A 14,300-nucleotide genomic window follows, 5' to 3' on the forward strand; every position below is an offset into this window, starting at 1 on the left:
AATTATTCTGGAATTAAGGTACACACTTGCTTTAAAATCTAATTTTTTAACCCATTTGTAGAATCAAATGTTATTTTGAGACAACCTGAAAAATATAATTTTTCATTACAATTCCTTAAATTTGAGCCTTCGATGGCAATTCACTGGTTAGTTTCTTGACGGCTTCAAGAACCGAAATAAGTACAACCTTCTTGCCCAAGATAATGATGGAGTTAAAGGGTAAAAAAGTAAGGTGAAAGTATTTTCATTTGTCTGTTCATGTTATTCGAGAAATTTCATGTGCTTTTTTAATGTTTTTATCTTAGATGTTTTTCAGAGTACAGAGCAACTGTTTTTGAGACAACCTGACAAAGTAATTATTTAATGCTTAACCCGATGAAGCATGGGCTCAACTTTCCAAACTCAATGGATCGAGAAGTGGCCTGCAAACTACAGTTCAAGTATTGAAAATTTCCAGGTAAAGTTAGGATAAAATCAAAAATTCCTAAAACCAAAAGCTATTATATAAATAGCCACAAACCTTAACTGTTGTTTTTATCTAATTTTAGTTTCTTAACAATTATTTTTTTGCTCAGCCAGTAAAGGTGGAACTATGCCTCATATAATGGAATTACTTGGAAAAACAAGAGTCGTCGTAAAAGATGGAAAGGTTATCGAAGTAGGAGAGCCTGAAGTCGAATGGTGCCCCCTCTTTGCCAAAATCCGCGGAATTAAGAAGATCACCCCTGAAGAAGTCAAGAAGAACATGGAATTCAGGATCAATGACTTTGGAATGTTCACCGACAAACGCCTACTGGAACTCGAGGATTTTGTTGGGTTTGGAGCATCGGAAGTTATGATGACAGGCCTGAGTAGGGGTTTACTCGACACAACAGTAACAGCTTGTGAAGGTGCAGGCACTGTAATTTCCAATAACCCTATTCTCGTTCAGGGCATGGGCGGCAGGATGTCCGGTCTGGTCGAAACCGAACCAATCGATGCCATCATAAACGGCATTCAGGAACGTGGCGGAATTGTGCTTGACCCTTCAACTGCAAAAATGGACCCTGTTGCAGGTATTAAAAAGGCAGCAGAACTCGGGTACAAAAAAATTGCAGTAACCGCAGCTTTCGCAGAAACCGCAAAAGAGTTACGGAAACTTGAAGCCGAACTCGGGCTTGATTTGATAGTAATTGGCGTACATGTCACAGGCTTAAACAGGGAAGAAGCTCAGAGCCTGGTGGAAAATTCAGACATTGTGACCAGTTGCGCTTCAAAGCCTATCAGAGACCTCGTAAAGCCTCTTGCTCAGGTGGGAACTGCAGTTCCACTTTTTGCTCTTACCCAGAAAGGAAAGGAACTTGTGATCGAAAGGGCAAAGGATATCAAAAGCCCGATTCTGATCAATACTATGGCTCTACCTGTGCTTCCTGATCACAAACAGCCAAAAGAACTGAAGTAAAAATGGCTTTATAGAGTCATTATTTTTTTCTTTTTTGAAAAGTCAATGTTCTTTTTAAATCAGGCTTTTTAACTTGACGTTGTCAGATTAGACAGTTATTTCAATCGCTGTTATCGATTTCACTATGAACGATATATTTGACCCACGAGATCTACTGATGGCGTTTTACCTGTTAATGTGATATAGTCAAGTTAACTAAGGTTTAAAAAATTAAATTCTTGTTCTGATTACTGGCAAGTATCAAATTTAGACAGGAAAAATTAACGACAGTGAAAATAGTGAAAGTTTTAATAAGCCGGAAATAAAAACAAAAAACAAACACAACAGGGCAAAAATATTTAAAATTAACTATGTTTGGGTGGAAATTTGGGTGGAAATTTGGGTGAAAATAGGCTGTAATATATACAAAAATGGGTTAATGTGACAATGTCACGTTATTTCTCTAACCATAATATACTGTTGAGTTAAATATAGAGCGATCTGAGGGGTATTTATAAACTCCATAAATTTTATATGGATTAACTGCTAAAATTAAATGGTAATGAATGCGACTGATTTCTCGAACTAACTAAATTATCCACGAGTGGAACAAAAAGATTTTATTTAGTTACTTTTATTCTTTAATTGTTCGCGCTTACGCAGAGTATAGAGATAGTACAGAATATTGAGTATAATGATAGTTTGATACTCTTTGTGAAAAGTCTTCATAAGAACTCATTAGAATAAACAGGGGTATTTAATGAGCTCAGTTAAGAAAAATAATTTGATTGTCGGATCTTTTATTCTCCTTGCATTGATGTTATATTTCGTTTCAGGTTTTTTATCTGTAGCAGGAGCTATTATGGGTAATGAACTGATTGCAGAAGACAATGAGAGGAATGAAGTTTATGAAAAAACTGAAGCCGCTCCTGATTCTTATGAGAAAATGGCACAGCGCCCATCTTCTATAGAAGGTCTAATTGATGAGGGAAATGCATTATACTTTACAAAAAAATATTCATTATCTATAAACTGCTATAATGATGCACTTAAGATCGATCCTAATTCCTCATTGGCCTGGTATGGAAAAGGACGTTCTCTGGTCGGACTGGGAAAGAATGATCAGGCAGTCAGCTGTTATGAGAAGGCCCTTTCGACTTTTCCGGCCTCTTCCGAAAACTGGTATGATAAGGGTAACAAGCAGCTTGAGCTAGAGAAATATATTGAGGCTATCAACTGCTATGACAAAAGCTTTGCTGCCAATACTTATCTCTCCACAGTGTGGTATCGAAAAGCTCTTGCTTCTGGGCAGTTGGGGCTTAATCAGGAAGCTCTGAACTCTTATGACAAATCTATCGAACTGAATTCCAATTCTTCCAGCTCTATGCAGATGCAGGGAATGGCTTACCTCGGCCTTGAAAAGTATCCTGAGGCAATTGAATGCTTTGACAGTGCTCTTAGTATCACTCCTGACAATGCTGAACTCTGGTATCAAAAAGGAGTGGTTCTCGATAAGTCCGGTGATTACGAAACTGCAATAGGCTGTTATGACAAAGCAATTTCTTTTAATCCGGATATGATAAACGCCTGGAATAATAAAGGTGTTAACCTTGAAAAGATGGGAATTTATGATGAGGCGCTTACTTGCTACGAGTTTGTTCTTCTTTCAGAGCCTGAAAATCTTGATGTTTTACAGAGAAAGGGTGTATGCCTTGAAAGGCTTGGGAGAAATGAAGAAGCTCTTCAATGTTATGACGAGGTTCTGGTCTACAATCCTGGCAATTCCGAGGCCTGGTATAGTAAAGGCTCTCTGCTTAATAAGACAGGTCAGTATGACGCTGCAATAGCATGCTATGATAAGGCGCTTAACCCGGACACAGGGATTCAGGTTGAAGAAATCGGAAGTGATTCACTCGAACAGCTAAGCGCTTATGAAGCTGCACTTCCGTCTTATCCCAAAAATCCTGAGTTTAAATCATCTACAGTTAAGATCTGGTACGAGAAAGCCCTATCTTTTGATAAGCTTGAAAAATACGAATCTGCAATTGACTGTTATGATAAGGTTCTTGAAACCGAGTCCGGACATGCTGTTGTCTGGTATATGAAAGGACTGGACCTGGAAAAGCTTGGCAGATATGAAGAGGCAATTGAATGCTATGAACGAGCCCTAAAACTGGGTTCCGGATATGCTAAAGTCTGGTATCAGAAAGGCTTAGACTCTTCAAAAATCAAAGAATACAACGATGCAGTAGAAAGTTATGATAAAGCTCTCGAGATTGACGAAAACTATACACTTGCCTGGGCTGGTAAGGCTTTTGCCCTGGCGAAACTTGGAGAATACGAAAGCTCTCTTACATGTTACAACAAAGTCCTTGGAGCCGTTCCCAGCAGTGCAGTTGCATGGTACAATAAAGGGCTTGCTCTTGATGAACTTGGAAAGCATGAAGAAGCTTCAGAATGCTATAACCAGACTCTCCTGATTGATCCCGAATATTCGGCTGCACGCTTCAAGTTGAACAAAAACATGGAACAGGACTCAACAGAAACTCCAGTATTGGAACACTTTAAAAACAATAGTGCAGATTCCAATCCTTCCCAGGTGCTTTCTGGAAGTTTCTGGGCTTATCTTCTGGACTATGAATACTCAAGTCCAGAAGACCTTGCCGAACCTTCCGAAGATCTGGACCTGTTTAGCCCAGAGGTCAGTTACGATGCTGCATGGTATGGAAAGGCCTCAATCTACAGTAAACTCGGAATGTACGACGATGCACTTACTTCTTATGATATGGTACTTGCAATTAATCCTGCACGCGCCGAGGCCTGGTATGAAAAAGGCTCGATACTTGATAGGTTGGACAGAAGTGAGGAAGCTCTGGAATGCTACAGAAAAGCCCTGGAACTTGACCCTCAGTCAAGTACAGCCCTTTATGGGATAGCCTCTACTGTAGATGATCTTGGAAAGCTTGAAGAAGCAGTCAGTTACTATGACCAGTTGCTTGCTCTAAACTCCAGCAACTCGGATGCCCTACTTGGAAAAGGTCTTGCCCTCTCGAACCTGAGCAGGTATGACGAGGCAATTTCCTGTTACACCACACTTCTCAAATCTGAGCCTAAAAACCTTGAGGCTCTCAGAAGTCGGGCTCTTGCTCTGTCGAAATCCAATAAACCCAATGAAGCGCTCGCAGATTACGACAGAATAATTAAGCTTCAGCCTGAAAATTTCCAGGCCCTGGCTGAGAAAGCTTCTTTACTTGAGGCACTTGGCAGGTATCAGGAAACTGCTGCATGTTATGATAGAATGCTTGAAATCTCACCTGACAACAGGGAGATAATTTACAAACAGGGAAGAGCTCTGGAGAACAGCGGAGACTTTGAGGGGGCAGTAGGCTGTTACGACAGAATTCTTGCGCTGGATCCGGGAAATCTGAATGCATATAATAACAAAGGCTTTGCGCTCTACAAGCTGGAAAAATACCAGCAAGCTATTGACTGTTACAATAAAGCTCTGGAGTACAGTCCAGATAATGTTACAGCCTGGTATTTCCAGGGCTGCACTTATCTCACATTAAGCAGCAATAAAGCAGCCCTTAATTGTTTCAACAAAACAGTACAGCTTAAACCCGATTGTATCACAGCCTGGTATAACAAAGGATACATTCATAACATGATGGGAGAAACTGAAGAAGCAGTTTCATGTTATGACAATGTACTTGCAATTAACCCGAACTCACCTTCAGCCCTCTACAATAAGCGGTTTGCGCTTTATACTCTAAAGAAACTAGATGAGGCTGCTGTGTGCAAGTCAAAATTAGATGAAATCGACCCCGGTTTCGCGGAAGCTCTGCAGAAAAGAGGAACTAAGTTCTTCCTTCCTGAATATTACAATAGTGCTCTGAATTACTCCCTGCCTTCAAGATGGTATGGCGGAGAGGAAAACGTTTCAGGTAATGTAAGTACAAACACGACTGTGCCTCCTCAATCAGGAAAGATAACTGAACTCTCTAACAGCCCGGAAAATAATAGCAGCAATAATAATAGCAGCAATAGCAATAGCAGCAATAATAATAGCAACAATAATAATAGCAACAATAATAATAGCAACAATAATAATAGCAGCAATTATAATACGGAGCTTGATGATGGACAGGAAAGTGAAGATCCAGATTACTGGTATGTTCCTGAACCTGATGAGTGAAGAGAAAATAGCAGTGAAGAATGAAGTATTACAGAACCCGGCTAAAATTCGAATTCCGAAAAATTGAAAATCAGAAACCTTTTCCGGTATGCATCTAAATGCACACCGGTGCAATTTGTATTTATTGTTTTTTATGCTACTGCCCTGCTTTATTAACTTTTTTCTGGCTTACTGACTCTGCAACTTTTGCAAATAAAATTTTTTTATCCTGAAAGTTTTAAGCTTTATGCTACCCTAACCTAAGTATCCATGACAGACAATTCCAATGAGATCGAGGCAAAGCCTCAGGCTTATGCTCATACCTCGAGAGAAAACAAGCATACTCTGGAAGGTTATATCGAAAACCCGGATAACCCCGGTTCCGACCCCTCTTCTTTAAAGCTTGAAATTCCATATAATGTAGTCATAGTTCGGTATGGCGAACTTGCTCTTAAAAGCACAGGAGTTCGGAACTGGTATGAAAAGATTCTGATGAAGAATATTGCGGCAATGCTGGATTCTCGAGATATTCCATATTCCCAGATACGTCGGGAATGGGGCCGAATATTTATCGAGACTACGGATTTCCGTGCAGCTGCAGCAGCTGCTGACGTTTTTGGGATTGTCTCTACTTCCCCTGCATTGACGACTGAACCTACCCTCGAGAATGCAGCCAGTATATGTGCTACCCTGGCTAAGGACCTGATTTTAGAAGGCGAATCTTTTGCCGTCAGGGCCAGAAGAAGTGGGAACCATCCTTTTTCTTCAGTGGACATAGGCAAAACCTGCGGAGATGCCGTATGGAGTGCTCTGGAAAAAAAAGGAAGGCACCCTAGAGTTGACCTGAGCTCTCCTGATAAGGAAGTTTTCGTCGAAATGCGGCAAAATCTCGCTTACGTCTATCTGAAAACATTCAAAGGCGTAGGGGGTCTTCCTCTCGGCACGCAGGGAAGTATGGTCGTTTTAATGTCCGGCGGGCTTGACTCTCCGGTTGCAGCCTGGCTTATGATGAAGCGCGGAGTTACGATTATTCCGGTATACTGCAATACTTCACCCTATGCCGAGAATGCCGCAAGAGAACGCGCTTTTGAATGTATTCGTCAACTACAGAAGTGGGCTCCAGGGCATCAGTTTAAGACTTATGAGCTCCCTCACGGCCCCAATCTTCGGACCTTTATCGACATCTGCAACCGAAAAAATACCTGTCTTCTCTGCAAACGCATGATGTACCGAGAAGCCTATGAGGTTATGAAAAAAGAAGGTGCAAGCGGAATTATCACTGGTTCTTCCCTGGGACAGGTAGCTTCCCAGACGGCTGCCAATATGTATGCTGAAATCTATCAGCTTGCTATCCCGATTTATCATCCCTTAATCGCCTTTGATAAAACAGAGATAATAGACATCGCCCGCAAAATCGGAACCTATGATATTTCCAGTCAACCCGCAGGCAGTTGCACTGCTGTGCCTGAACGGCCTGAAATAGGAGCAAACTACGACCTTGCCGTAACTGAAGAACAAAAAATGGATATCGAAACTATGGTTTTCAATGCTATGAAAGCAGCAAAAGTCCTTAAGCTCTGAAAAAAGTGATGATTCTTTCAATTAATTCTTAACACTTTCAATTTATTTTTAACACTTTCAATTTATTTTTAATAATTTTAATTAACATTTAATACTTTTAATTAATTTTTAACATTTTCAACTAATTTTTAACATTTTCAACTAATTTTTAATATTTTCAATTAATTTTTTATAACATTAACTTGAGCTCTAAAAGCTCTCTGATTTTTTCTTTTTTGACCGGCTTTTCAGAAGAGCGGTCTCTATATTTTTACACAGGTCTTCTTCTTTGAAAGGTTTCGAAATATATCCTTCGGGGTCTGTTAGCTTTGCTCGTTCGAGGGTCTCAAAATCAGTACAGGCAGTAAGGTAAATTATGGGTATGCCAAAGCGTGATTTAATAATCCGTGCCGCTTCAATTCCATCCATATCTCCTTTTAACATAATATCCATCAAAACGATATCAACGTTTGTAAGCTCAGCTTCTCTTATTGCTTCTTTCCCTGAACCCACAGCACTCGGAACAGCATACCCTAAATTTTTTAGTCGGTTTCTAATGTTCAGGGCCACAATAGTCTGGTCTTCAACAACCAGAATTTTTGTTTTGTCCATTTTTGTCATCCGTCTTTTGTATTTTTTGAATTGTTTTTCTATTTTTTGTTCATTTACTATTTTTTAACATTTCTAAAATCGCGCTTCTCTATAACTACATGTTCAAAGTCACGCATCTCTAGAACTGCACCCGATTATCTCGATTTTCCCCTTTAACGAAATAACTGCAGCCTATAAGCTAGATAAGTTGCAGAGTAATAGAACTCCCAATCTTCTTATTCTCAGGTTTACGTATGACCACCAAAAATTATACATTTATTATAAACTCTTTTTTTATTAATGTTGCTGTTGCCCGCAAGCCTTTCAAAAACTGCTTGAGCGCAAGCCTTTACAAAAAATCTTAAGCAAAAACTCCAGCAACAATATGTTCGGCGCGATCAACTGGAGTAGCGGTTGTGTCACACCCATTTTCAAAAAAAAGCTTGACTGCAAACCTTTTGTAAAACTATTTGATAGTAAAACTATTTGATAGAAAACAAGACAGCGTTTGAATTTGAAGAACTTATCCTCTAACCCTAGCGTGATAACAACCCTTTTCAAAAAAAGCTTGAGCGAAAACCCCAATAACCGTTTGAGTTTGATAACCTTATCCCCAAACCCTATCGGCGTGATCAACCGGCGCAACGGTTGCAAGTAAACGGTTTTGGAGGTTTGCCCGAGAGTGTCTGCCCTCGAGCAATATTCAGCATGAAAATACTGCCATCCACAAGCACTTTCATTGTTTGTGCATGTTATTCAAAGAATATCATTTTCTTTTAGTAAGGTTTTAGTAAGGTACTACATGGTTTTTACAGGATTTTGAGAAGTTTATACATTTACATGATTTTTAGTGTTTTACACATTACATGTTTTTGGAGATTTGCTCGAGAGTATCTACCCTCGAGCGATATTTGATAGATATTGAAAACCAGATTGTGTTTTTAAAATTTTATTTTTAAGGCTGCCAATTTTCATTCTTCGTCAATTGCACTGACGTACCTGGGAAACAGGAGCATGTAATTTTCCTGATAAGATTTCCCATCTTCATTAATATCAAGAGTCCATATTATCTCAGGTGTTCTTGCTATTGATTTTTGTTGAATCGTCTAATACCTCCGAACTCAATTTCATTTTAGAATTTGCTCGTTTTCAATTTTGGTGCACGTCTCCAGGAAATGTTCATTCCCGAGACGAGCACCAGCTTATTGCATGTCTGTTTGCACATAGAGGATTGAATTTTCCCACCTCTAACTAAACTCGAAAACTAAGTAAGGATATGGATTTGGGTAATGGATCTTAGCTTCAGAGATAATGTAAATATAAAAATAGAAATAATAGAAATATTACATTCATTTTACAGTTTGTGGATAAGGATCTCAAACTCAAATGGTCAGGGTTTTCGGTCAAGCCTTTTATGAACAGAATTGTGATCACGCCGACCACGTTGTTGCTGGAGTTTTTGGTCAAGCCTTTTTTGAAAAGGGTTGCAGGCAAGACATTTTTTAAAAGGGTTTTCGGTCAAGCCTTTTTTGAAAAGGGTTGCGGGCAAGACATTTTTGAAAAGGGTTGCAGGCAAGACATTTTTTAAAAGGGTTTTCGGTCAAGCCTTTTTTGAAAAGGGTTGCGGGCAAGACATTTTTGAAAAGGGTTGCGGGCAAGACATTTTTGAAATGGCTTGAAACTTCTCATTTCTGGTCAAAAATTCTGTTTTTACGGTCTTTTGTTAAGGCTGCCTTCTTTTTCTCTACCCGCTCAAGAAGAGCTTTGCCAAGGTTCGAATACTCTTTTTTCACAGTTTTTTCTTTTTTCACGGTTTTTTGGGTGAAAATAGCCTCTTCTTCTTTTTTTCCAAAGAGGCCTGAAAATTGATCAAAAAGCAGAATTGAAGTTTCAAGCAGTTTTTTCTGTCCTGAAAGGTTGCCAGGAGAAAGCTCACCTGCGCGTGTAAGAAGCCCTGAAAACTGTTTAAAGATCTCAAGCAGTTCCTGGTTTTCAGCTTGCTCCCTTACCTCATCTGTCATTTTTGAGAAGTATCGCTCACTTTCAGATTTTGCTATACCAGGCCGGTCGCTGAAAAGGATGAATAAAAGCGCTTGATAAAAGGGATAATAGAATTCTGGAATATGAAAGCCAACAGAGGCTTCGGATGCTTCCTTAAAGTAATTGACGGCTTCTTTCAGCCCATAAATATAAGTAGCTTCATTTTCTGCCCTTAGCGCCCTCCAGAGAGAAGCTCTTCCAAGCGAGCGGAAAGCATACCTTCGGACATAAACGTAAGGATTGTCAGTAAGCGCCTGCAGGTCTCTCCAGGCCTGGGTTTTATCAGGCATGTAGAAAAAAGCAGGTCCAAGAGTCTGTGTTGCTGTCCTTTGCACAAAACTGTCGCTGTGGTCGGAAAAACTTAACAGGTCTTTCCAGGCTTTTTCCTTATCTTGCACCTCTACATAGCCTGAAGATAGGGCAAGAACCGCTCCTTTCCGGACTTCGCGGTCTTCAGATGATGCAAGTCTTACAAGTTCGTTCCAGGCTGCCTGCTTATCTTCACAATAGGCAAAAGCGGCAGCAAGAAGTTCTGCAGCTCTCCTCCGGAGCCGGACATCCTGGCTTTCAGCAAGCTTTACAAGGTCGAAAAAAACTGTGGACTTTTCCTCAACCGCTGGAAAAACCTCTGAAAGCAGGTCTGCAGCATCCCTTCTGGTGTCTGTCTCCTCTTCCCCGGTCAGTTTAAGCAGTCCGTTCCAGATATCCTGTGTTTTGCCGGTTCGGGAGTAGGCTGCAAGCAGGGATTCTATTGCGCCTCTTCGCATCTGAGGATCCGGATCCGAAGCCAGTTTAATAAGCTTATTTACAGCTTCTTCTTCACCTGAAAGACCAGAGACTGACCCAGTAAATAAATCCGTCATATTTTTTCTTCGTACGTATGCCCTGTTTTCGGCTTCAAGCCCGGAATTATCAGACACTGATTTTTTAAAAAGGTTAGAGACTGGTTTTCTGTCTTCTGTTTTTTCAACCTGGAGACCACCAGTTTTTTCATATTCTCCAGTTTTTTCTTTTTCCCCTGATTTCTCCCCTGATTTCTGTTTTTCTCTAAATTCACCTTCTTTTTCGGGTTTGCTGTCTCCCTCCGATTCATACTCCTCCCAGAGTTTCTCCAGTTCTCCTGAATTATTTTTCCAGGTTTTATCCTGCTCTCCATAGTTGCATTTTCTTATCTCTTCCCACTCCACTTCACTTACCTCAGGTATACTGCATAACTCCGGATAAGCAGAAGTAAGCGTATCCACAACCTTTCGGAGCACAGGGCTATCCTTCATTTCAGCCAGGTGTACAAGCTCGGAATATGCCTTTCTTTTGCAGGAAATGTGTGGAAAAGTCTTCGTGAGAATGTTAACCATTGTACTCTGCTTGCCTTCTTCCTCATTACCTGAGAGTTCAATGAGCTCCTTCCATAGTGAGTCTTTATTATCCATACCTGAAAATAAGGATACAAGCGCATCAGCGGCCATGTTCCTGATATAATGATCTCTGGCTTTCGCAAGGCTCAGGAAATCAGTCCAGACCTTTTTCTTGTCCGGCATCTCAGGGAAAATAAAAACCAGGGCATCGATAGCCTGCTTTCGAATATACTCATTCTCGTCATCTATAAGCCTGAGGATGTCACACCATGTTGTTTTCTTATCCGGGATATGAGAAAAAACCGAGGGTAGAGCCAGAAGGGCTTCTTTTTGGACTTCAGGGTTTCCTGATACTGCAAGTTCCATCAGAGTCTCAAGAGTTTCATCCTTCATCTCGTCTGGCATCTGTGTGTAAATAACTCCAAGAGTCCGGGTAGCCTGCTCCCTTATCTTTTCATCCGCAGATTCGCTAGCCAGTTCAAGTACTTCGTCCCAGGCTTCTTCTTTTTCTTCGTCTGTCAGTTCCGGAAAAACAAGGCTCAAAAGCAAAGTCGATTTCTCACGCACATAAGAATATTCTGAGGTTCCCATTTCAAGCAGATCTTTCCAGACCTGCACCTTATCAGGAATTTCCTTTATTAAATATTGAAGTGAGCTGACAATTTCCCTATTTACATCTTCCATGCTTGATCTGGAGTTTATCAGCCCGGCAAGATCTTTCCATGCTCTGTTTTTGTCCGGCATAAGGGAAAAAACACTTATTAGAGCACTGGCTGCAGCGATCATTACGGACTCTGCCGGATAAGCTGTCAAATTCACAAACTTGTCCCATACGAGCTTCCTATCCGGAACATTAGGGAAAACCGCAACAAGTGACTTGACGGCTTCTTCCCTGACTGCGTCATCGTCGTCAGAACAAAGCCTTAACAGATCTTCAAAAGCCTGTCTTCTGTCAGGCAAAGCCTCAAAAAAAGTTCCCAGCTGCTTTGCAGCCTTTATTCTCTCATCCGAAGACTGATTGAAAACTTTATTATGTATCTCTGGCTGCTCACTCAAGAATTCCCACCAACTTTGCTATAATACCGTTCTATCTAACTATTCTTTATTTACTATCTCAATCTGGCAGGTTTCCTCATATAAGTATTGATTCTGGATTTTAGCTGGAAGTAAAAATTATTAGTGTCTAACCGGAAATTACTGCCGTCTTTCAGAAATTAATTGCAACCATTATTAAAAACCATTACTGGATAAACTAACCGGACATATGGACAAAATATCTTTTATTAAGTAGAAGGCAAAAGGTGAGGATACAGTTTTCTTGGCTTTTCGTCGAATGCTATATCCGTATAAGTGCCTGGACTGCGTGTAGAGACACCTGATCCTTGTACTCAGGAAAAGTAAAACATGCAATTTTCTCCCTGTTGTTTTCTGGAGGAGATTTAAACGCACATATGATTACACATTGCTTTTCTTCAAGTATAAGGTAAACAATTAATAGCGGGACGGCCCTTCGCTTACACTTTCTCACCTTTCAAAAAGCTTAAATACCTCTGAGTAGCAGATAGGTTCTCAATCAAAGATATATTGCATTATATTATTGTTTATTTATGCCATTACAAATTAATTATTTTAGTCCAAAATTGTTTAACTATGGACCTGTATCACGCTGAATTATAATGTACTTATATAATTGTGAATTATAGTATCCGATAGGATATAAAAATAGAAGGATGAAATAATGCGGCAACAGGACGTAATAATTAAACAGTTGGCACAAAAAATAGTAGATTTTATCGAACCTGTTATTCCTTATCTGGTTGTTGGGTCTAAAAAAGCGGCTGAAGAAGCCTGCAAAAAAGTGGGGTCTGGAGTTTGGGAGACTAAAAGAAAGCTCTGGGAAAAACTGTGTTCAACAGAATGCACGGAATTAAAAGAAGCCGCCGCAGATATGATTGTTGCTCCCTCGGATATGGATGTAAGGCAAGTTTTTATTCAGGAGATATTAAAATTGCTTGAAAAAAACCCTGATTTAGTTAAAGAAGTTTCGTCTTTTATGGATTATAAAACAGTACAGAAGCTAATGACCGAAGATAGTTCGTCCAGGATTATAAAACAAACCTCAGAACAAGGTTCAAAACAAACTTTGATTGATAGAATCCAGGTGTTTGACGAATTTAACAGGCTGCTTGAGGCCTTCGTAACAAGAAAAGGTGTTTCTCAGGGTATGGAGCGAGAAGGAATGCCAGATACCGAAAAACCTGTTGCTGGTCTGGGAGCCACAGGCGAAAAGAGTCCCAGCGACTTACGAATTGAGCAAATTGCAGAGATTAAACATATCACAAAAACAGATTCTGCAAGAGCCAACGTTGAAAAAACAGATAACGAGATTCAAGATAAGGTTCAAACAGCAAAGGCTCTTTTAATGACAATCTCAAGTCTGGAAAATCCGGAAAAAAGAGGGATTATGGAAGAGGCCCTTGACTTTGCCTCCCGGATCCAGTATGGAGATTTAAGGTCACAGGCCCTCTCCCTGTCTGTCCTGTACCTGGACGAGCCAAAAAAAGCCGAATCTATTGAGAAAGCCCTTGAATCTACCTCCCATATTCAGGATGAGAACGAAAGAGCCCTTGTCCTTTCCTCACTTCTCCCTCACCTGAGAGGACCAGGCAAAGAAGAGCTTATTGAAAATATCTTTTGCTTCTCACACCATCTCCAATATGGAGACACGAAATTCCAGATACTTTCCTCGCTTGTACCGCATCTTTACGGGTTAAAAAATGAAGCTATTATTGAAAGAGCCCTTGAACTCATAGAGGTAATTTTCTCTGACTATCAAAAAGTACAGGCTCTCTCATCTCTTATTCCATATCTAAATGAACAGAAAAAAGAAGAAGTGCTGGAACAAGCCCTTCAATTAGCTTTCGGCCTTAAAGATAAGGACATGAGGCCCGAAGCTCTCTCGTATGTTCTCCCACACCTGGACGAACCCAGAAAAGAAGAGATTATTAAAAAAGCCCTTAATATGGCGTCCGGAATAAAATCCGAGTCCCAAAAAACTGAGGCTCTATCCTCACTTGCTCCATATATTGACGAGCTGGAAAAAGAATAAGTTATGGCCATGTAAAACGTTTATAAATAAGCTGCAAGAGGCTGAAATAAT

At 40.2% G+C, this 14,300-nt stretch carries 6 protein-coding genes; 4 read left to right on the forward strand and 2 right to left on the reverse strand.

What is annotated here, in order from left to right; translation table 11 throughout:
• Window positions 1-592: 592 nt before the first annotated feature.
• The 3 genes from MSVAZ_RS09470 to thiI all read left to right on the forward strand — a co-directional run bounded on the left by MSVAZ_RS09470 (window position 593) and on the right by thiI (window position 7,175).
• On the forward strand, window positions 593-1,441 hold the full coding sequence (locus MSVAZ_RS09470; protein WP_048120495.1) for a methanogenesis marker 8 protein: 849 nt from the start codon (window positions 593-595) through the stop codon (window positions 1,439-1,441).
• Window positions 1,442-2,180: 739 nt separating this feature from the next.
• Complete coding sequence (locus MSVAZ_RS09475; RefSeq protein ID WP_048120497.1) at window positions 2,181-5,615, forward strand: tetratricopeptide repeat protein; 3,435 nt, start codon at window positions 2,181-2,183, stop codon at window positions 5,613-5,615.
• Window positions 5,616-5,864: 249 nt separating this feature from the next.
• The gene (thiI, locus tag MSVAZ_RS09480; RefSeq protein WP_394297467.1) at window positions 5,865-7,175 is read left to right on the forward strand and encodes a tRNA uracil 4-sulfurtransferase ThiI; all 1,311 of its coding nucleotides are present in this window, start codon (window positions 5,865-5,867) and stop codon (window positions 7,173-7,175) included.
• Between the two features lie 189 nt (window positions 7,176-7,364).
• On the opposite strand, the gene MSVAZ_RS09485 is transcribed toward thiI, so the two are convergent.
• Complete coding sequence (locus tag MSVAZ_RS09485; RefSeq protein WP_048120499.1) at window positions 7,365-7,766, reverse strand: response regulator; 402 nt, start codon at window positions 7,764-7,766, stop codon at window positions 7,365-7,367.
• Window positions 7,767-9,430: 1,664 nt separating this feature from the next.
• Window positions 9,431-12,196 carry a HEAT repeat domain-containing protein gene (locus tag MSVAZ_RS09495; protein WP_048120502.1) on the reverse strand — a complete coding sequence of 922 codons (2,766 nt, stop codon included), beginning with the start codon at window positions 12,194-12,196 and terminating at the stop codon, window positions 9,431-9,433.
• A 712-nt stretch (window positions 12,197-12,908) separates the two neighbouring features.
• Between MSVAZ_RS09495 and MSVAZ_RS09500 the strand changes: the two genes are divergently transcribed.
• Window positions 12,909-14,249 (forward strand): hypothetical protein, encoded by a 1,341-nt coding sequence (locus MSVAZ_RS09500; RefSeq protein ID WP_232316041.1) that lies wholly within the window; start codon window positions 12,909-12,911, stop codon window positions 14,247-14,249.
• Window positions 14,250-14,300 lie beyond the last annotated feature (51 nt).

Origin of the sequence: Methanosarcina vacuolata Z-761, from assembly GCF_000969905.1 — an archaeon.
GTDB lineage: Archaea > Halobacteriota > Methanosarcinia > Methanosarcinales > Methanosarcinaceae > Methanosarcina > Methanosarcina vacuolata.

Bases quoted from the DNA above. Each gene is read 5' to 3' on its own strand.
- MSVAZ_RS09475 (WP_048120497.1), top strand. From the start codon at position 2,181: ATGAGCTCAGTTAAGAAAAATAATTTGATTGTCGGATCTTTTATTCTC.
- MSVAZ_RS09485 (WP_048120499.1), bottom strand. From the start codon at position 7,766: ATGGACAAAACAAAAATTCTGGTTGTTGAAGACCAGACTATTGTGGCC.
- thiI (WP_394297467.1), top strand. From the start codon at position 5,865: ATGACAGACAATTCCAATGAGATCGAGGCAAAGCCTCAGGCTTATGCT.
- MSVAZ_RS09470 (WP_048120495.1), top strand. From the start codon at position 593: ATGCCTCATATAATGGAATTACTTGGAAAAACAAGAGTCGTCGTAAAA.